The organism is Sphingomonas sp. GC_Shp_6 (assembly GCF_026540835.1).
In the GTDB taxonomy this organism is placed as follows: domain Bacteria; phylum Pseudomonadota; class Alphaproteobacteria; order Sphingomonadales; family Sphingomonadaceae; genus Sphingomonas.
In genome coordinates this window covers 1-18,629 of sequence record NZ_JALNUO010000008.1, presented here as the reverse complement: position 1 = coordinate 18,629, position 18,629 = coordinate 1, and the positions used below count along the sequence as shown (strand labels likewise).

The window sequence follows — 18,629 nt, the reverse complement described above, 5'->3', positions numbered from 1 at the left end:
GCTCGATAGGCCTAGCAGCCCCGTTCATCGCAGCGTAAGGCGCGGATCATGACGACCGCCACGCCCAAGCCGATCATCGAATCGCGCGACCAGCTCATCCAGAGTTTCGCCCGGGGCGAGAAGCCCAAGGACCGCTGGCGGATCGGCACCGAGCATGAGAAGTTCGTCTATGCGCGCGCCGATCATCACGCGCCCTCCTATGACGAGGCCGGCGGCATCCGCGCGCTGCTCGGCGAACTCGAGCAATATGGCTGGAAGCCGGTGTACGAGGGCGATCACGTCATTGCGATGTCGGGCGCCGACGGCAGCATCAGCCTGGAGCCCGCCGGCCAGTTCGAACTGTCGGGCGCGCCGCTCGAAAGCCTGCACGACACCTGCGCCGAGACCGGGCGGCATCTGGAGCAGGTGAAGGCCGCGGGCGAGAAGCTCGGGATCGGCTTTCTGGGTCTCGGCATGTGGCCCGACAAGACGCGCGCCGAGCTGCCGCGGATGCCCAAGGGCCGCTATGTCATCATGCTGAACCATATGCCGCGCGTCGGCAGCATGGGGCTCGACATGATGCTGCGCACCTGCACGATCCAGGTGAATCTCGATTATTCGTCCGAAGCCGATATGGTGAAGAAGTTCCGCGTCGGGTTGGCGCTCCAGCCGCTCGCGACCGCACTGTTCGCCAATTCGCCGTTCACCGAGGGCAAGCCCAACGGCATGCTGTCCTATCGCAGCCATATCTGGTCGGACACCGATCCGCACCGCACCGGCATGCTGCCCTTCGTGTTCGAGGATGGCTTCGGCTACGAACGCTATGCCGAATATGCGCTCGATGTGCCGATGTACTTCGTCTATCGCGACGGCCGCTACATCGACGCGGCGGGCCACAGCTTCCGCGATTTCCTGAAGGGCGAGCTGGCAGTGCTGCCGGGCGAGAAGCCGACGCTCGACGACTGGAACGACCATCTGTCGACGGCCTTCCCCGAGGTGCGGCTGAAGACCTTTCTCGAGATGCGCGGCGCCGATGGCGGCCCGTGGAACCGGATCTGCGCGCTGCCCGCCTTGTGGGTGGGGCTGCTCTACGATCAGGGTGCGCTGGATGCGGCATGGGATCTGGTGAAGGGCTGGACGATCGACGAGCGCCAGGCGCTGCGCGACGCGGTGCCGCGGCTCGCGCTCGACGCGCCGTTGCCGGGCGGCGGACGGCTGCGCGATATCGCCAGCGACGTGCTCGACATCGCGAGCGCCGGGCTGTCGGCGCGAGGGCGGACGAACCGTGCGGGCGACAACGAGACCGGCTTCCTCGATCCGCTGCGCGCAATCGTGCGTACGGGCAAGGTGCCCGCGCAGAGCCTGCTCGATCGCTATCACGGCGCCTGGGGCGGCGACGTGAGCAAGGTCTACGACGAAGAGAGCTTCTAGGCCGCGGCGCGGGGGCGCCGTCCCCACAACCACGCGAAGACCAGCGGCACCGCGCCGTTGCGCTGCATCCATGCGCTATAGGCGACATAGGCCGGATCGGCGGACAGATGCCGCTCCTCGGTCTTCGCGCGCCAGTAATAGATGCCGCTGACCACCCCCATCAGCACGGTCGCGCGGATCGCGTCGGTGGTGCTGCCCATCGTCAGCACCGGCACGCTGGTGAGCCACCACAACAGGTTCTTGGAAAGATAGGCCGGGTGGCGCGACCAGGCATAGGGGCCGTGCGTCAGGATTCCGCGGTTGGTGAGATTGGAAAAGCGCGGCCCGAACGCGACGGTGGCGGATGCGTAGATGCCCGCCAGCACTACGAGCGCCGCGCCGGCGCTCCACAGCAGCACCGGGTGGAACTGGAACCAGAACGCCCAGTCGCGGCCGTTGACGCCGTAATCGAACAGCGAGCCCCCGCCCATCAGGCTGGTCGGCGGATAGCAGAGCAGCGCCGCCACCCAGGCCGCGGCATAGGGGTTGGCGGTGCGGATATGCGAATCGAGCGGGCGGAAGGTGAGGATATAGCCGACCGTCGCGAAGACCATGTCGATCACGAACATGAACCCGACGAGCGCGTTCGCCAGCGACACCGGATCGGCAAACAGCCCCGTGCCGGCGTTCCGCACGAACGGCCCGAAATTGCCCGGCACGCCCGCCAGCATGAACGCCAGGAAGAACGCCTTCACCGCCCAGATCCGCAAATGGTTGTAGAGCGCGGCGCGCTCGACCCCATCCTGCCCCGTCAGCCATGCGCCGAACGCCCAGGCGCCGTCGCGCGGCGCGACGAGCCGCCGGTCCAGCCACAGCACATAGGCGATCGAGCCCACGAACATCACGGGCGCGGCGACCGAGAAACACGCCATCGCGAACACCCAATTGCCGCTCCAGTAGAAGCGGAACGTGCCGTAGATCGCCGCGATGCCGGCCCAGGTGGCCCAATAGCCCGCAAGCTTCGTCAGGCTGGTGTCCAGCGTCTCGCGCCAGGGGCGCGGCGCATGCCAGTCGATTCCGGTGCTCGGATAGCGGTGGACCTTGTCGACCAGCAGCGACCAGCCGATCATAGGCACCGCGCAGGCGGCCAGATCGACCAGCGCCGAATAAGGCCCGTCGAGATGCCAGAGCACCGCCAGCCCCAGCCACGCGAGCAACCCTGCGAGCCCCGCCAGCCCCGCGCCCCGGCTGACCGCGGACGGCGGACGGGGATCGGCCATGGTCGCAGAGCCGCCTATCATGTCGTGATCCATGGCTTCACGGCTTAGCGGGGAATGGTAAGCAAGCCATGAAACATTCCCCCGCTTGCACCCCGCCCCCGCCCCGGCTAACCGGGTGAGGCACGCGGGTGTAGCTCAATGGTAGAGCAGAAGCCTTCCAAGCTTACGACGAGGGTTCGATTCCCTTCACCCGCTCCACCTTTAGAGTAAGTGCCTCCGGCGGCTCGTTCCCGGTGGCGAGCGCGACGATGCCGGCAAGGCGTCCTTCGACCTGAATGGCCACTCCGCGCCCGTCGGAATTGGGTGTCATCACGATCCGGTCGATGAGCGCGCGCAATGCCGTCGTCGCCTGCGGTCCGGCTTCGGGGTCGGCAAGCGCCGCCTGTAAAGCGGCGACCTGCCGGCGATAGTCGGCGACGATCGCGGGATGCAGCGCGACGACCGGGACCGCGTCCTGGTCCTGCAGTTCGGCGGTCGCCGCATCATAATCGGCTCGAGCCTTTCCGAGCGCATCGCGGACCTGCTCGAACGACCCGGCGCCGGAGGCAATCGCGGCGACCAGGCGGTCGATCGTCGCGGTGGCGGCGGCCAGTCGCCGCTCGACGGCACCACGTTCTCGCCGCAACCGGACGGCGCGCTTGGCATATTCCTCACGATATTCCGCGACGAAGATTTCGACGAGATCGGGATCGAGCATCCGTTCGCGAAGACCCTCAAGCACCCGGCTCTCATACCTGTCCGTCGAGATCGTCCGGTTGTTGGTGCAGCCGCTGCCTTCGATCCGGCTACCGCAGCTCCAATAGGTGCCGCTCCGCAGGTTCCACGGTCCGCCGCACGTTCCACATACGCCGAGGCCGGACAGCATATGCCGGGCACGCCGATGCGTGGCGGGCACACCACCTTCGCGGCGGCGCAGCCCGCTCTGCACCTTGTCCCAGAGTTCCTGGGCGACAATGCGCAGGTGCGGCACCTCCTCGATCACCCACTGGTCTTGCGGGTTCGGACGGATCCGCACACGGCGCGTCATCGGCTCGACCACCTTCGAGGTACGGTTGTGGACGATGCGGCCGATGTAGAGTTCGTTCTGGAGTAGGCCGTTGGCCCGCTTTCGCTCTCGACTGCGGAGAGTTGTCATGTGTTTTGCCCTATCGTGGCCACATTGGCGGTGAGGTTTGCCGCCAATATACGCTCCGCCGGCTCAGGCAGAGTCAGCTTGGTTGTCAGACGAGCCCGCAGCGGCGGATCGAGGATGATAACGCGTTGAGGATCGATGGCAATCGCCGGGGAAAGATCGCGGTCAGCTTACGTCTATTACAAATATGTTGCCAAAACGTCACAAACTGAAATTGTTGTCTGGAACGACGACGGACCGATTGTGTCCATGGGCGACGGGCAGCATGCTAACCTCATTGCAAGATCAAAGGGGGGTTCGGCATGGTCACTCGGCTTTCGGGGCGCAAAGCGCTTTGGACCTTGACGGTGGGGTGGTCGGCATTGGCTTTTGCAGCCGCTGCGTCGGCGCAGCAAGCCTCGCAGAGTCCTTCGACTGCCGACCAGCGGGGTCAATCGTCGGGCGCCGCTGCGACGACTGCGGCTGCGCCACAGGATCAGACCAGCCAGCCCGACGCTGGCCTGACTAACGGCAATGTCCCCGCGGCACAGAACGATGTCGTCGTTACGGGATCGCGCATTCGGCGTCCCTCGGTCGATAATGCGCAGCCGACCACTACGCTGAACGCTGACACGCTGAATAATCGGGGCTATCCGGATGTAGCCAGGGCGATCAACGAGCTTCCCGGCTTCGGCGTTCCCGACAGTTCATTGATCGGGGGTCAGGGCAACGGCTTCGGCGTCGGTCAGAGCTTCGTCAACCTGTACTCACTCGGCTCGCAGCGGACGCTGACGCTGGTCAACGGCCGCCGCTTCGTCGGCGCCAACCCTGCAACGCCCTTTTCCTCGGCCGGGGCGGGAACGCAGGTCGACCTCAACACCATTCCGACGAAGCTGATCGATCGCGTCGAGACGATCTCGATCGGCGGCGCACCGATCTACGGTTCGGACGCGATCGCCGGCACGGTGAACATCATTCTGCGCAAGGACTATCAGGGCGTCGACATCGACGCGCAGTCCGGCATCAGTCAGCTGGGCGACCTCGGCAACCAACGTATTCGCGCGCTGGTCGGCCGAAATTTCGCCGATGGCCGCGGCAACATTACGGTGGATGCGGAATATAATCACGACGATGGCCTAGTGGGCAGTCAGCGTGCCATCACGAGCCAGAACCTCGGCTTCATCCAGCCCTACGGCACGACCAATCCTGCATCGCCGTTCTTTCAGTCGCCTTACAGCAACGTGCTCGTCTCGAACGTTCGCACGTTTCTTGGCTATCCGGGCGGCAACCCCTATTTCAAGGACGGTGCAACCATCCGCGCGAATCAGAGCGTGGTGAACTCCGCCGGCCAATTCGTGCATTTCGCACCGGACGGTACGCTCGTTCCGTGGGACCTTGGCACGCGTACCAATTCATCCAGCACTTTCCTCGGCGGCGACCAGCTCAACCTAGGTGACATCTCCAATCTTCGCGTGACCGACGATCGCGTCAATGTGACGGCACTGGCGAACTTCAAGATCAGCGACGGTATCGAGCTGTTCGGCGAAGGCTGGTATTCTAAGAACAAGGCGACCAATCTGGCCGGCCAGCCCGTCTATAACACGGCGTTCTTCGCACAGAATCCGCTCGGCACGTTCGACGTCAACGGCAACTACATCTTCAAGCTCAGCAACCCGTTCTTAACCGATCAGGCACGCAACATCATTCGACAGAACCTGATCACCAATGGTCTGCCGGCCGGCAACGACGCCAATTTCTATGTCGGTCGCGCCAATACGGACCTTGTCTCCGGCGTCGCAAAGGCGGATCAAGACCTGTACCGGTTTGTCGGCGGCCTCCGCGGCGATTTCGGCGCCCTCGGTCACAAGTTCACCTACGAGGTTTCCGCCAATTACGGGCGTACCAAGACGCGGTCGATCATTCCCTCGCTGGTCGAGCCGAACCTTCGCCGCGCTCTGAACGTCGGCCGGGACGCGAACGGCAACATCGTCTGCCTGCCATTCAATCCAAGCTCCAGCGACCCGACGCAGCCGCCGCTGGTGCGCACCGATCCCAATACGCCCGATTACAGCCAGCCCTACGGCGGTACAATCTCTACCACCTGTGCGCCGCTTAACCTGTTCGGTAATGGTGCCCCCAGCCAAGCGGCGAAGGATTACGTCACCACCAACGCGATTACTGACGCGATCACCTCGCAGCGTGATTTCCTCGCAACGTTGACCGGGTCGCTCTTCACGCTGCCCGGCGGCGATCTGGGCGTCTCGGTGGGATACGAGAACCGCCGGGAATATTCGCGGTTCTCGCCGGACGCCTATTACACGATTCCGCTCGGCCGCAGCATCCCGATCTTGGGCGTAGAGGGATCGTACATTACGAATGAATTGTTCGGCGAGATGCGCGCGCCGTTGATCGGCCCTGATCAACACATTCCGCTCGTCCACGAACTGGAGCTGAATGCAGCAGGACGACAAGTCTGGAATTCGTTGGCTGGCAATGCCTTCACCTGGACGGCGGGTGGCCGCTGGTCGCCGATCGGCGGTCTGGCGATCCGCGGCAACTACACCAAGGCCATCCGCGCGCCCGCGGTGACCGAGCTGTTCTCGGCCAACCAGCCCGCCTTTGATGGTGGCTTCGATCCATGCGATGCGTCGTCGCTGACAAGCGGGCCGAACCCCGCCGTTCGACAGAAGAATTGCTCGGCGGCCGGACTGCCGACCAACTTCGTTTCGAACATTGCCTCCTTCACGCAGCCGATCACCATCGTCGGCAATCGCAACCTGCGCAACGAGGTCGCGAAATCGTGGACGGTCGGCAGCGTGCTGACGCCGCGCCTATTGCGCGGCTTGTCGCTGTCGGTCGATTACATCCACATTCGCGTTGCCGACACGGTGGTCGCATCGAGCGCCGCCAACGTTTTGAGCGGCTGTTACGATTCGTCCAACTATCCGAACAGCTTCTATTGCGGCCTGATCCAACGCGACCAGACGCCGGGCGAGAATTTCGGTCAGGTATTGACGCTGCAGGAGCCGTACATCAACCAGGGCGGACTCGGGTTTGACGGCATTACCGCCGAATTGTCCTATCGGCATGGGCTGGGTAGCTTCGGAATGCTGACCGGCAGTATCAACGCCGTGCATACGCTGCGCCAGTTCATAATAATCGACAGCAGCACACCGCGGACGACCACGCGCGGCAACATAGGTCAGAGCATCGATCGGGTGAACGTCAGCTTGACCTACGACAAGGGGCCGTTCAGCTGGTTCAACCAAGTCGAGTATATCGGCCCGGCCAGATTCGACGTGCAAGATGGTGCCAATGCCCGTGACGTGACGGGCGTGAGCAGTTTCACGATTTGGAACACCAGCCTGACGCTGCATGTGAACGACCGGTTCAACTTTCGGGTCAACGTCGACAACGTGACCAACAGAGGCATTCCCTATCCCGCGACGGCAGGCTCGGGAGCGCTCAACACCTATTACCAGGGACTGGTAGGTCGGGCGTTCCTTGTCGGGGCAGGCGTACACTTTTGATCGCCGGATGGCGGGCAGGGCGAGATTGCCCGGTCCGCCATCCGGGTTGTAGATTAAACGATACCGGCGATCAGAAATAGCCTGCCCATTCGGGGTCCGGTAGTTCGGTCGAGATTGGGATAGCGCGATAAGCGTTTCCGGCTTCGATTACGCTCAAACCATCGTGACCAGCCACTTACGGTAATGGCGGATTCCCTTCACCCGCTCCATCTTCGGCGTGCCTCCGACCTTCCGAAAACGCCGCTGGCGGCGCGGCGCGGCGGCTGTCATGAGGCGGTCATGCTCCTGATCCTCGCGCTTGCCGCGCAGGCGGTTCCCGCCGCGTCGCCCGTCCGGCCGCAACCCGCCGGCACCATCTTGGTCGATCCCGCCGCGATGTTCATCGCTGCCTGCGATGCCGATGGCGATGCGCGCGTCACCCGCGCCGAGCTCGATCCGTGCGTGGCGCGCAGCTTCGCGACCGCGGACGGCGCGGCCGGTGGCTCGATCGGCTATATCGCCTATGCCGAGTGGGCGAAGCGCTGGCTGGGCGACGCCAACGCGCTGCCGAGCCCGTTCGAGGTGGATGCGAACGGCGACGACCGGATCACGCTCGTCGAACTTCAGGGCCGTTTCGCGCAGATCTTCCAGCGGCTGGACGTCGATCGGGACGGCGCGCTCACCCGCACCGAGCTGGTGACGATCCGCGCGAGCGCGCCACGCCTGCCGGACGACGCGGGCGGGCGGAAGAAGCGCCGGTGAGCCGCTTTTCCTTCACGATCGCGGCGACCGATGGCCGTGCACGGACCGGCGCGATCGCGATGCGCCGCGGCACGATCCGCACCCCCGCCTTCATGCCGGTCGGCACCGCAGCCACGGTCAAGGGCATGAAGCCCGCCGACGTCGCTGCGTCGGGCGCCGACATCATCCTCGGCAACACCTATCACCTGATGCTGCGCCCCGGCGCCGAGCGGGTCGCGCGGTTGGGCGGCTTGCATGCGTTAATGGGGTGGAACCGCCCGATCCTGACCGACTCCGGCGGTTATCAAGTGATGAGCCTGGCCGACCTGACCAAGCGCAGCGAGGAGGGCGTCGCGTTCAAGTCGCATCTCGACGGCACGCGGCACCTGCTGACGCCGGAACGTTCGATCGAGATCCAGCGGCTGCTCGGCTCGGATATCGTCATGGCGTTCGACGAGCTGGTGCCGACCACCGCGACGGCTGAAGTGCAGGCCGCCGCCATGGAGCGTTCGATGCGCTGGGCACGGCGTTCGCGCGACGCGTTCGACGGCGGCGGCGCGCATGCCGAGGGCGCGGCGATCTTCGGCATCCAGCAGGGCGCGCTCGACCAGGGCTTGCGCAAGGCCTCGGCGGATGCGCTGACCGCGATCGGCTTCGACGGCTATGCGGTGGGCGGCCTGGCGGTGGGCGAAGGGCAAGAGGCGATGTTCGGTTGTCTCGATTTCGCGCCCGATCAATTGCCCGCCGATAAGCCGCGGTATCTGATGGGCGTCGGCAAGCCGACCGACATCGTCGGCGCGGTCGAGCGCGGGATCGACATGTTCGACTGCGTGATGCCCACGCGCTCGGGCCGCACCGGCCAGGCCTTTGCACGGACCGGCCCGATCAACATCCGCAACGCCCGGTTCGCCGAGGATCGGGGGCCGCTCGATCCCGCCTGCCCCTGCCCGGTCTGCGCGACCTGGAGCCGCGCCTATCTCCACCATCTGGTGCGCAGCGGCGAGATGCTTGGCGCGATGCTGATGACCGAGCACAATATCTGGTTCTACGAAACGCTGATGGCAGACTTGCGCACGGCGATCGCGGCGCAGACACTCACCCTGTTCGCCAACCAATTCCGCGCCTTGTATGCAGGCGCGGCTTCGCATTCCGGAGAGCCCGCGTGACCGATTCGACCGACGACGCCCCCAACGAGATCCTCGCCGCCGCCAAGGAGGCCAAGGCGCGCAGCGAAGCCGCCGCCAAGGCGGTAACGGGCAAGGCCAAGAGCTGGCCGCTCGCCAAGATCGGGCTGGGCGTCGGGATCGGTTCGGCGGCGATCGCGGGCGCGGTGCTGTTCGCCAACCGGTCCAAGGACCAGTGAGCCTGCGTCGCGCGTTCGCCGCGCTGCTGATCGGCAGCATCGCCGCGCCGGTCATCGCCGCGCCGGCGCCGGCATCGGTGCCGCCGATCGCGTTCACCGAACGCACGCTCGGCAACGGGCTGCGCGTCTATGCGATCCGCGACACGACGACGCCCAACGTGGCGATCCAGATGTGGTACGATGTCGGCTCGAAGGACGATCCCAAGGGTCGCTCGGGCTTCGCGCACATGTTCGAGCATCTGATGTTCAAGGCGACGCGCAACCTCGTCTCCGAACAGTTCGACCGCCTGACCGAGGATGTCGGCGGCAACAACAACGCCTCCACCAACGACGACTATACCGAATATCACGAGACGGTTCCCGCCAACCATCTCCAGCGGCTGCTGTTTGCCGAGGCGGACCGGATGGCGAGCCTCGTCGTCGAGCCCAGGAGCTTCGGTTCGGAACGTGCCGTGGTCGAGGAGGAGTTGCGCCAGAGCACGCTCGCCCGCCCCTATGGCAAGCTGTTCTCGGTCGATCTGTCCGCCGCCTCGTACACGCGCCATCCCTATGCGCGCTCGACGATCGGCAGCATCCCCAACCTCGAATCCGCCTCGATCGACGATGTGCGCGCGTTTCATGCGACCTATTACCGGCCGGACAATGCGATCCTGGTCGTGTCGGGCAATTTCGATCCTGCGCAACTGAACGCATGGGTGGACCGGTATTTCGCCGGGATCGCCCGCCCTTCCACACCGATCCCCCGCGTCACGGTGGTCGAGCCGCCGCGCACGCAGGCGGTGTCCTACACCGTCTATGAAGCCAACACGCCGCTGCCGGCCGTGCTGCTCAGCTATCACGTGCCGCCCGATCGCGCGCCCGACGTGCCGGCGCTGACCGTCCTCCAGACGATCCTGGCGACCGGCGAAAGCTCACGGCTCTATCAGTCGCTCGTCTATCGCGACCAGCTCGCGCAGGATGCGGCGGCCAGCCTCGACACCAAGCAGGGCACGGGCAACCTCGCGGTCTATGCGATCATGGCCGGCGGCAAGGACGTCGCGTTGGGCGAGGCCGCGTTGAAGCGCGAGATCGCGGCGCTGCGCGACACGCCCGTGAGCGCGGCCGATCTGGCGCAGGCGAAGAACCAGATCGTCACCGCGACGCTCAGGAGCCGGGAGACCGCCGAGGGCAAGGCACGCACCATCGCCTCGTCCGCCATCATCGATGGCGACCCGCACGATGCCGACCGCCAGCTCGCCGCGATCGCGACCGTCAGCGCCGCCGACGTGCAGCGCGTGGCGCGCGCCTATCTCGCCGACGATCAGGCGGTGACGATCCGCTATCTGCCGATCGAGAGCAAACCGGCCAGCGCGGTGGCGGACACGATCGCGGTCTCGCCCAGCGTCGTCGTGGCCGACCTCGCCCCGCCCCGCGACGTCGCGATCGTCACCCCCGCGAGCGCTGCAGAGCGCGCCTCGCTGCCGCCCGTCGCGGCGGCGGTGAAACCCAACGTGCCGCAGCCGGTGGAGACGGTGCTGGCGAACGGCATCCGGCTCGTCACGCTCGAACGCCACGGCCTGCCGCTCGTCACGGCGACGTTGGTCGCGCGCGGCGGCGCGGCGGACACGCGGGCGCCCGCGGGTGCGGCCAGCCTGTCGGCCACGCTGCTCACCAAGGGCACCGCGACTCGGTCCGCGACGCAGATCGCGCGTGCGATCGAGTCGCTCGGCGGATCGATCGGCAGCGATGCGGACCGCGACGGCGCGACGATCGATGTGACGGTGAAGTCGGACCAGCTCGCCCCCGCCATGGACATCCTGGCGGATGTCGCGCGCAACCCCGCCTTCGCCGCGCCCGAGATCGAACGCGCCCGCGCGCAGGCGGTCGATGCGGCAGGCGTGGCGCTGAAGAACCCGGCGCAGGTGGCAGCCCTTGCCGCCTCGCGCGCGGTATTCGGCGCGCATCCCTATGGCGCCCCCCTGGAAGGAACGCCCGCCTCGCTCGCCGCGATCACGCGGGGCGACCTGACGGCGAGCTATCGGCGGAGCTGGGTGCCGGCGCGCACCACGCTGATCCTCGTCGGCGACATCACCCCCGCCAAGGCCACCGCGCTTGCCAATGCGCGGTTCGCCGATTGGCATGTCGCCGATGCCGCGGCGGCCCCCATGGCGCCGCCACTCGCGGCACCTGCCCCACGCGTGATCGTGGTCGACATGCCCGATGCGGGCCAGGCCGGCGTGGTCGTGGCGCGCACCGGGATCGCGCGCGCCGACCCGCGCTATTATCCGCTTGCCCTGGCCAACACGATCCTTGGCGGCGGCTTCTCGTCGCGGTTGAACCAGGAAATCCGCATCAAGCGCGGCTTGGCCTATGGGGCGGGCAGCAGCATGCAGGCCCGCCGCGAACCCGGCCTGATCGCCGCGCGCACGCAGACCAAGAACCCCTCGGCGGCCGAAGTGATCGAGCTGATCGTCGCGCAGATGCGCGCGATGGGCGCAGCACCGGCATCGCCCGGCGAGATCGAGACGCGCAAGGCGGTGCTCGTCGGCAATTTCGGCGCGACGATCGAGACGACGGGTGGTGCCGCCGGGCTGCTCGCCAATTATGTCGAGGAGGACGTGCCGCTTGCCGAACTGCAGCGCTTCACCGATCGCGTGCAGGCGGTGGATGCGGATGCCGAGCAGAAAGTGTCGGTCGCGCTGCTCGATCCCGCACCCGCCAGCATCGTCGTGGCGGGCGACGCACGGCAGTTCCTGCCCGCGCTGCGTAAGGTCTATCCGCAGCTCGAGGTGATCCCGTCCGCCGCGCTGAAGCTCGACGTGCCCGCGCTGCGATGATCCGCCGAACATTGCCGGGCGCCCTCTTCGCCCCGGAGCGGGACGGGCCGCATTCGCAGGCGGACGGCGGCGGCGCGATCGGCTAGGGCCGCGCGGATGCGGGTTCGGGCGACGACATGGCGGGTGGTGACTCGGGTCTGGCTGGTGCTGGCCGGGCTGGGTCTGGCGGCGCTGCTGGCCATGATCGCGCATGCGGCGTGGCGGGCGGTGGAGGCGGATCATGCCGCGCCGGCCGCGGCGACCATCGGTGCTACGGCCAGCGGCTATGAAGCGGACGCGCATTTCCCGGGCGCGGCGCTGCTCTATGCCGGCGAAGGCCCGCGCCCGGCGATGGCGGCGCCGGCCCGGGGCACGACGGGCACCGCGCCGTTGCCCGCCCTGCCCATTCCGGCCGCCATGGCCGCCGCGATCGTGGCGGCGAACACCGGCGTCGTTCCCGCCCGCCCCTTCGCCTTTGCCGGTGGTGCCACGGACCGGGCGCGGGCGGCGGAATGCCTGACCGCCGCGATCTATTACGAGGCGGCCTCCGAACCCGATGCCGGGCAGCAGGCGGTGGCGCAGGTGGTGCTCAACCGCGTTCGCCACCCCGCCTTTCCCGCGACGGTGTGCGGCGTCGTCTATCAGGGCTCCGAACATGCCGGCTGCCAGTTCAGCTTCGCCTGCGACGGCGCCACCGCACGCGTGCCGTCGCGCGCCGGCTGGGCGCGCGCGGCGCATGTCGCGGGCGCGGCGCTGGCGGGGTATGTCTTCGCGCCGGTGGGGCTTGCCACGCATTACCACACCTATGCGGTGACCCCCGCCTGGAACCGCGCGCTGGTGATGACCGATGCGGTGGGCGCGCATTTCTTTCACCGGTGGAAGGGCTATTGGGGCACTGCCGCCGCCTTCAGCCAGCACTACCGCGGCGGCGAGCCGGTGCCGGGGCCGCACGTCCCGGTCGCCGCGCCGCCGGTGGCGCTCGCGACGATCGTGCCCGCCCCCGCCGCCGCCCCTGCGCCCGTCACGCCCGCCGCCACGGTGCAGCCCGCCTATCGCGACAGCGGCACGATCCGCCCGACACCCGCGCCCACCGACAACCTGCCCCCCGCGTCGCAAGTACTCGACCGGTGGAAGGATTCGGGCAAGCCGCTCTACGGCCTCGCCGGCCCCAAATAACGGGCGAGCCAGGCGAGCGAGCGGCGCCGCACATCGGCCGCATTCGCCGCACCGCGGATGCCGTGCCCCTCGTCCGGATAGATGACGAGCGACGTCGGCACGCCCATCGCCTTCAACCCGCTCCACCATTCGACCGACTGGGTGGGCGGCACCTCGATGTCGCGCTCCCCCACCGAGATGAAGGTCGGCGTCTTCGCGCGCGTCACATAGGTGATCGGCGACAGCTTCCGGTAGATGTCGGGATCGGCATAGAGCGACTGGCCGAAATAGGGGATCATCCACTGGTCGATCCCGTTGGTGCCGTAATAGCTCGTCCAGTCCGACAGGCCCGCGGCCGCCAGGATCGCCTTGAACCGGTTGGTCTGCGTGTTGGCCCACATCGCCATGAAGCCGCCATAGCTGCCGCCCATCAGCCCCAGCCGCGCATCGTCGATCGGCGCGACCTTCTCCACCGCGTCGATCCCCGACAGGATATCGCGCAGATCGCCGCCGCCGAAATCGCGGCGGTTGGCGGCGGTGAACGCCTCGCCCTGGCCGTAGCTGCCGCGCGGATTGGGCAGGAACACGGCATAGCCCGCGCCGATCAGGTCGCCGAGGCCACCCGGCGTCACGAAGCCCGGCACATGCGCCGCCGCCGGCCCGCCATGCACGTCGACCACCATCGCCCGCATGCCCGACACGGGCGTGCGCGGCGTCAGCAGCCAGCCCTGCACGTCATGGCCTTCGTTGCGCCAGGTTATGCTGCGCGACGCGACGATCGGCGCCACCGCATCATTGTCGTGGGTGACGGCGCGCATCGCGCCGACGGGCCCCGCCTGGATCGCCGGGGCATGTTCGAAATCCTGCACCACGCTCGCCGCGATCCGGCCGTCCGCGCTATAGGCGGCGCGGCCGTCGCCCGCGGCCAGGCTGGCGGGGCGGCTCCACAGCACCGCCGGCCCCTTGGCCGGATCGAACGCGATCACCTGCTGCTCGGCGCCGGCGAGCGTCGTCGCGCGGATACCGCCGCGGGTCCAGTCGAGCGAGGTGACGCTCGCCTTATAGTCGGGCGTCCGGTCGGTTGGCGTGCCGCCGCCGATCGGCACCGTCCAGATATCGCCGCCCACCGAGCCGAAGTCGCTCATCAGACCGCCGATATAAGCGACGGTCTTCCCGTCCGGCGAGACGCGCGGGTAATTGGCCTGGGTCGACGGCCTGGCGATCGAACGGACGGTGCCGGTGCGCGCATCGATCGCGTCCAGCGTCGCCACCCACCAGTTCGCATCGCCATTGCCGAGCGCAGTGGTCGCCACGAAGCCCGCGCCGTCGGGCGTCCAGTCATATTCATAGACATAGCGGCCGGCGGGCGAGACCGGCGCCACGTCCTTCGCGGCCACCGTGCCACCGATGTCGAAGACCGCGAGCCGTTGTTCGTCGTTCGCCTCGCCGATCTCGCCGACCTGCCGGACGCCCGCCTGCGAAGCCCCCGCCTCCTTGTTGGCGGCCAGCGTCACCAGCAAGGCGATGCGGCGGCCGTCGGGCGAGAAGCGCGGCGTCTGCGCGATGCCGCCGATGGTGGCGATGGTCCGGGCGCCGCGCGCATCGGCGACCGAAAGCCGCACCACGCCCGCCGCGCGATCCCGCGCCAGGAAGGCCAGCGTGCCGTCGGGGCCGAAGGTCAGCCCCGAATAGCTGCACGCCGCGCACGGATCGATCTTGCGCAGGATCGCGCCGTCGAGGCCGCGCACCATGATCGCGCCGTGATCCGCGTCGCCGCTCTCGACGTCCGCGATCCGGTCGCCCGCCGGCGAAAGCGCGAGCGCGGCGAACCGGTGGACCTGTGCGGATGCGGGACTAGCCGCGAGGATCAGGGCAACGAGGGGAAGCGCGGGACGGAGCATGGACGGGGCTTTCGCAAGGACCCGCTCCGGTTAACCCAGCGCTTCCAACATTACGAGGGGTCGAAGCGGCGTCAGGCCGCACCGGTCGCCTCGGTGAAGCCGCTGCCGCGATCGGCGACGAGCGTGGGAGCGGGCCCGGTCGCCGGGCGAAGCGCCTCGCGCTCGTCCGCGGTCGGCACCGCGGTGGGATCGGGCCGGAAGGCTTCGGGTGCCCGGTCGCCGGGAGCGGGGCGATGATCGCCCATCAGATCGGTGGGGACGTGCTCGGCACCGGGATCGGAATGGCCGCTCGGCGCGGGCTTGGGCTGTTCCGCCATGCCGACCGGGGCCGCCGCCATATCGGCGGGGCGCGGGTCGATCGGCGCGGTGACGCTGTCGCCGGGGACCGCGCCCACGCCGGGCATCGTGTCCGCCGGTGAGCGGGCGGCGTTTCCGCCGGGCCGGGCGCCGCTGCCAGGCTTCGGCCCGAACTTGCCGACGCCCACCACCCAGGCCGCCGCGCCGATCGCAAAGGCGGCGAGCCCCAGGCCCATCTTCCCGTAATTCATGACCGTTCATCCCTCGCTGCGTAGAAGGACTGGAACGGACCGGAGCCGATCCGTGTTCCGGATCAGCCGATCATCAAAGGCTTGTCGTGCGCGACGTCGTCGTCTTCGTCGTCATGCGCGAGATCGTTCGCCGCGCCGTTCTCAGGGACGGCGGCCGCCGCCAGGTCGTTCGCGGCTTCGGTGGTGGCCTTGCGCGTATCGCGCAACACCTGCGTGCGCTCGGCACGGGCGGCCATCGCGCCCCAGGCGTTGGCGGCCCGCGTGCAACGCTCGCGGACATTGTCGAGGAGGGCGGCGTCGGCATTGGCCTGTTCGGCCTCTGCGCGCAGGCGGTAGAAGTTCGCTTCGTCGGCCATGGGATCTCCTAGACGGGTACGGGGTCGGGAAGCGGCCCGGACGATCGCCCGGGCCGCGCCGTTCGCGTCAATCCGCGGCGGAGAGGTTCACCGCGCTGGTCTTGCCGCGACGGTCCTGCTCCAGCTCGTACGTGACGCGCTGGTTCTGGTTGAGGGTCTGCATGCCCGCACGCTCGACGGCGGTGATGTGCACGAACGCGTCCGCGCCGCCATCCTCGGGGGCGATGAAGCCATAGCCCTTGTCGGCGTTGAAGAACTTGACGGTGCCGGTGATGGCCATGGGAGATACTTTCTTCTTCGTGGGCGTGCCCGACTGCCGGGCCCGCTCGGTCGCGAGGCAGCAGGGAAAGAAGGAGAAAGGAGCCGCAAGAGCGCCGTAGACCGTCGATGTGCGACTGTAGCCCGCCTCATATGGGCGCAATCGCGCAGTTTGGCAAATCGGGTGCAGGGCCGGGGGGCGGCGCGGTGCGGGGCGATGCCGGTTCGCGCGCCGCTGTGTTCCCCGCTCGGCACTCCACCTTGCACTCGACTTGTACCCCGGCGAAGGCCGGGGCCCAGTCGGGAGACGCCTGTGACGACGCGCCGCCCTCCATCGCGGAAGACGTTCCAACTGGGCCCCGGCCTCCGCCGGGGTACAAGGTAGCGCCTGGGGTGAGAAGAGGCTCCAGGGTGGCAGGAGGCTCCAGCGCGTCAGGCGCCGCTCGCGCGGGAGGCTCCCACACGGAAACGGCATCCGCCGTGCCCTCCCCCTCCCCGCGCTGCGTCAGCGCGGCGAACCAGGCGTCGCGTTCGCGCGCATCGCGGATCCGGCGCGGCGCCAGTTCGGCATCGGCGGCGGCCTCCATCGCCGCCTCTTCCGCGTCGTCGAGCCCGCGCTCATAGTCGACGTCGCCATAATCGCCGTCCTCATAGCCATCGAACCCGGCCGGCGGCGGAAAGCGCGTCATCCAGCGGCCGCCGTCGCTGCACCACCACACCGGGTCGGGCCCCTCGGACTCGTACCGAAGTGGAGGAAGTGGAGGCGTGGACGCATCCTCCGCTTCGCCCGGCGCCGCCGCCGCACCGCCCAGCGCCACCAGCCCGGCCGCCTCCGCGCGCAGCCATTGCCCGGCGGTCCATTCCGCGCGGCGGGCGGGATCGAGATCGGCCATCTCCACCTCCATCAGCCGCCCCGTGCCGGTGCGCAGCCACGTGTCCGCCCGCGCCAGCGCGATCACGGGAGCGAGATCGGCGGCATCGTCGCCCAGCCTCGTGGCCAGGAACAGGCCCGCGCGCGCCGGCCCCGCCTCGCGGTCGAGCAGATCGAGGAACGCGTCGAACTCGGCGGCGACCAGCCGCGCGGCCTGCCCGGCAGCGCCGTCCTGCGCGGCCGCCTGGCGATCCGCGCGGTGGAGCATCATCGTGGCGAGCCGGTTGTCGTAGCGGTGGCGGGTGACGACGCTGCCGTCGGGACGCTCGATCGTCTCGGTGACGCCGGCGATCGCGCGTTCGTGCAGTTCGTCGCCCAGCCGCTCGCGCCCGAGCAGCCGCGCCCCGTCCCACGCCAGCGCGAAGGTCGCGCCCGTCGCCCGCCGGCGCAGCGCATAGGCGCTCGACACCGCCATGCCGACGCGCGCGCAGGCGACCGCCACCCAACCGCCCACCACACGCCGCGCCAGCCAGTGCGGGTGGGGCATGGGGTCCTCCGTGTCACGAGAGGGCCGAGCAGATATGCCGGAACGGGGTGTGTAGGACAGCCCGCGCCGCGAGAATTTGGCGCAGCCAAAGGCGAGCCTCCGGGCGCGGGCCCGGCCGGCGGGGCCAGCAGCCCCGACCGACGACGCGGCTTTGCCGCGGCGTGACCCGCCACCCCTTCTCACATCCGATGCTTCTCCGGTTGCGAGATGCGCGGCCCATCCACACACTCCCGCTTGACGACCGACATTATGTAGCTACATAAAGAGGTATGCGTGGAGATCAGCTTCGATCCGCTCAAACGGGACGTCACGCTGCAAGAGCGCGGACTCGATTTCACCGATGCCGGGACGGTGTTCGAAGGACCGACCTTCACCTTCGAAGACACGCGGTTCGTCTATGCCGAGCGCCGCTTTTCGACCTTCGGCCTGCTGAACGGTCGCATGGTGGTGCTGATCTGGAGCGAAACCGCAGAAGGTCGACGGATCATATCGATGAGGAAAGCCAATGACCGCGAGCAAGCCCGCTATCGTCACCGAATGGGTTGACCCCGACGACGCGCCGGAATGGACGGACGAGATGTTCGATGCGGCCGAAATCGCCGTGGGCGGCAAGGTCGTTCGCCCGGCGACGGGCCATCTCGGTCCGAACGGCATTGTCCGCGGCCGACCGCCGCAGCGCGACAAGGCCAAGCAGCAGGTAACGCTGCGACTGGATGCGGACGTGCTCGCGTGGTTTCGCGAGAGCGGGCCGGGCTGGCAGGGGCGATTAAACGAAGCGTTGCGCAAAATCGCAAGATTATCGTAG

16 protein-coding genes and 1 tRNA gene are annotated in these 18,629 nt (G+C 68.0%); 10 read left to right on the top strand and 7 right to left on the bottom strand.

Features of this window, described 5'->3' with window-relative positions:
* The first annotated feature begins 48 nt into the window (after positions 1–48).
* Complete coding sequence (locus OXQ95_RS10840) at positions 49–1,410, top strand: glutamate--cysteine ligase (protein WP_267381571.1); 1,362 nt, start codon at positions 49–51, stop codon at positions 1,408–1,410.
* On the opposite strand, the gene OXQ95_RS10835 is transcribed toward OXQ95_RS10840, so the two are convergent.
* Complete coding sequence (locus OXQ95_RS10835) at positions 1,407–2,690, bottom strand: isoprenylcysteine carboxylmethyltransferase family protein (protein ID WP_267381570.1); 1,284 nt, start codon at positions 2,688–2,690, stop codon at positions 1,407–1,409. The two genes, OXQ95_RS10840 and OXQ95_RS10835, sit on opposite strands and share 4 nt — an antisense overlap.
* A gap of 103 nt (positions 2,691–2,793) precedes the next feature.
* On the opposite strand from OXQ95_RS10835, the gene OXQ95_RS10830 reads away from it, so the two are divergent.
* Positions 2,794–2,867: transfer RNA gene (locus OXQ95_RS10830), tRNA-Gly, on the top strand.
* On the opposite strand, the gene OXQ95_RS10825 is transcribed toward OXQ95_RS10830, so the two are convergent.
* Positions 2,833–3,804 carry a recombinase family protein gene (locus tag OXQ95_RS10825; RefSeq protein ID WP_267381569.1) on the bottom strand — a complete coding sequence of 324 codons (972 nt, stop codon included), beginning with the start codon at positions 3,802–3,804 and terminating at the stop codon, positions 2,833–2,835. The genes OXQ95_RS10830 and OXQ95_RS10825 overlap by 35 nt on opposite strands.
* 299 nt (positions 3,805–4,103) lie before the next feature.
* Between OXQ95_RS10825 and OXQ95_RS10820 the strand changes: the two genes are divergently transcribed.
* From OXQ95_RS10820 to OXQ95_RS10795, 6 genes are all read left to right on the top strand, one after another.
* The gene (locus OXQ95_RS10820) at positions 4,104–7,310 is read left to right on the top strand and encodes a TonB-dependent receptor (RefSeq protein WP_267381568.1); all 3,207 of its coding nucleotides are present in this window, start codon (positions 4,104–4,106) and stop codon (positions 7,308–7,310) included.
* Between the two features lie 279 nt (positions 7,311–7,589).
* Positions 7,590–8,051 (top strand): EF-hand domain-containing protein, encoded by a 462-nt coding sequence (locus tag OXQ95_RS10815; RefSeq protein ID WP_267381567.1) that lies wholly within the window; start codon positions 7,590–7,592, stop codon positions 8,049–8,051.
* Complete coding sequence (gene tgt, locus OXQ95_RS10810; protein ID WP_267381566.1) at positions 8,048–9,196, top strand: tRNA guanosine(34) transglycosylase Tgt; 1,149 nt, start codon at positions 8,048–8,050, stop codon at positions 9,194–9,196. The genes OXQ95_RS10815 and tgt overlap by 4 nt, the downstream gene beginning before the upstream one ends.
* Entirely contained in the window at positions 9,193–9,393 is a 201-nt protein-coding gene (locus OXQ95_RS10805; RefSeq protein ID WP_242097813.1) for a hypothetical protein, read from the top strand. Before tgt ends, OXQ95_RS10805 begins: the two co-directional genes overlap by 4 nt.
* Positions 9,390–12,209, top strand: coding sequence for a pitrilysin family protein (locus OXQ95_RS10800; RefSeq protein ID WP_267381565.1), 2,820 nt, complete (start codon positions 9,390–9,392; stop codon positions 12,207–12,209). The genes OXQ95_RS10805 and OXQ95_RS10800 overlap by 4 nt, the downstream gene beginning before the upstream one ends.
* A 96-nt stretch (positions 12,210–12,305) precedes the next feature.
* Complete coding sequence (locus tag OXQ95_RS10795) at positions 12,306–13,364, top strand: cell wall hydrolase (protein ID WP_267381564.1); 1,059 nt, start codon at positions 12,306–12,308, stop codon at positions 13,362–13,364.
* Here OXQ95_RS10795 and OXQ95_RS10790 read toward each other — a convergent pair.
* The 5 genes from OXQ95_RS10790 to OXQ95_RS10770 form a co-directional block, all read right to left on the bottom strand.
* Positions 13,340–15,244, bottom strand: a complete 1,905-nt coding sequence (locus tag OXQ95_RS10790; protein ID WP_267381563.1) for a S9 family peptidase — start codon at positions 15,242–15,244, stop codon at positions 13,340–13,342. The genes OXQ95_RS10795 and OXQ95_RS10790 overlap by 25 nt on opposite strands.
* A 71-nt stretch (positions 15,245–15,315) precedes the next feature.
* On the bottom strand, positions 15,316–15,792 hold the full coding sequence (locus OXQ95_RS10785) for a hypothetical protein (protein ID WP_267381562.1): 477 nt from the start codon (positions 15,790–15,792) through the stop codon (positions 15,316–15,318).
* A gap of 62 nt (positions 15,793–15,854) precedes the next feature.
* Positions 15,855–16,148, bottom strand: a complete 294-nt coding sequence (locus OXQ95_RS10780; RefSeq protein ID WP_267381561.1) for a hypothetical protein — start codon at positions 16,146–16,148, stop codon at positions 15,855–15,857.
* 67 nt (positions 16,149–16,215) lie between these two features.
* Positions 16,216–16,428, bottom strand: a complete 213-nt coding sequence (locus OXQ95_RS10775; RefSeq protein WP_242097819.1) for a cold-shock protein — start codon at positions 16,426–16,428, stop codon at positions 16,216–16,218.
* Positions 16,429–16,555: 127 nt separating this feature from the next.
* Positions 16,556–17,824: a hypothetical protein gene (locus OXQ95_RS10770; RefSeq protein WP_267381560.1), complete on the bottom strand. Its 1,269-nt coding sequence runs from the start codon at positions 17,822–17,824 to the stop codon at positions 16,556–16,558.
* A 273-nt stretch (positions 17,825–18,097) separates the two neighbouring features.
* On the opposite strand from OXQ95_RS10770, the gene OXQ95_RS10765 reads away from it, so the two are divergent.
* On the top strand, positions 18,098–18,370 hold the full coding sequence (locus tag OXQ95_RS10765) for a BrnT family toxin (protein WP_267381559.1): 273 nt from the start codon (positions 18,098–18,100) through the stop codon (positions 18,368–18,370).
* Entirely contained in the window at positions 18,330–18,629 is a 300-nt protein-coding gene (locus OXQ95_RS10760; RefSeq protein ID WP_267381558.1) for a BrnA antitoxin family protein, read from the top strand. Before OXQ95_RS10765 ends, OXQ95_RS10760 begins: the two co-directional genes overlap by 41 nt.

Bases quoted from the DNA above. Each gene is read 5' to 3' on its own strand.
- OXQ95_RS10795 (WP_267381564.1), top strand. From the start codon at position 12,306: ATGCGGGTTCGGGCGACGACATGGCGGGTGGTGACTCGGGTCTGGCTG.
- OXQ95_RS10785 (WP_267381562.1), bottom strand. From the start codon at position 15,792: ATGAATTACGGGAAGATGGGCCTGGGGCTCGCCGCCTTTGCGATCGGC.
- OXQ95_RS10790 (WP_267381563.1), bottom strand. From the start codon at position 15,244: ATGCTCCGTCCCGCGCTTCCCCTCGTTGCCCTGATCCTCGCGGCTAGT.
- OXQ95_RS10760 (WP_267381558.1), top strand. From the start codon at position 18,330: ATGACCGCGAGCAAGCCCGCTATCGTCACCGAATGGGTTGACCCCGAC.
- OXQ95_RS10780 (WP_267381561.1), bottom strand. From the start codon at position 16,148: ATGGCCGACGAAGCGAACTTCTACCGCCTGCGCGCAGAGGCCGAACAG.
- OXQ95_RS10815 (WP_267381567.1), top strand. From the start codon at position 7,590: ATGCTCCTGATCCTCGCGCTTGCCGCGCAGGCGGTTCCCGCCGCGTCG.
- OXQ95_RS10775 (WP_242097819.1), bottom strand. From the start codon at position 16,428: ATGGCCATCACCGGCACCGTCAAGTTCTTCAACGCCGACAAGGGCTAT.
- OXQ95_RS10835 (WP_267381570.1), bottom strand. From the start codon at position 2,690: ATGATAGGCGGCTCTGCGACCATGGCCGATCCCCGTCCGCCGTCCGCG.
- OXQ95_RS10820 (WP_267381568.1), top strand. From the start codon at position 4,104: ATGGTCACTCGGCTTTCGGGGCGCAAAGCGCTTTGGACCTTGACGGTG.
- OXQ95_RS10825 (WP_267381569.1), bottom strand. From the start codon at position 3,804: ATGACAACTCTCCGCAGTCGAGAGCGAAAGCGGGCCAACGGCCTACTC.
- OXQ95_RS10770 (WP_267381560.1), bottom strand. From the start codon at position 17,824: ATGCCCCACCCGCACTGGCTGGCGCGGCGTGTGGTGGGCGGTTGGGTG.
- OXQ95_RS10840 (WP_267381571.1), top strand. From the start codon at position 49: ATGACGACCGCCACGCCCAAGCCGATCATCGAATCGCGCGACCAGCTC.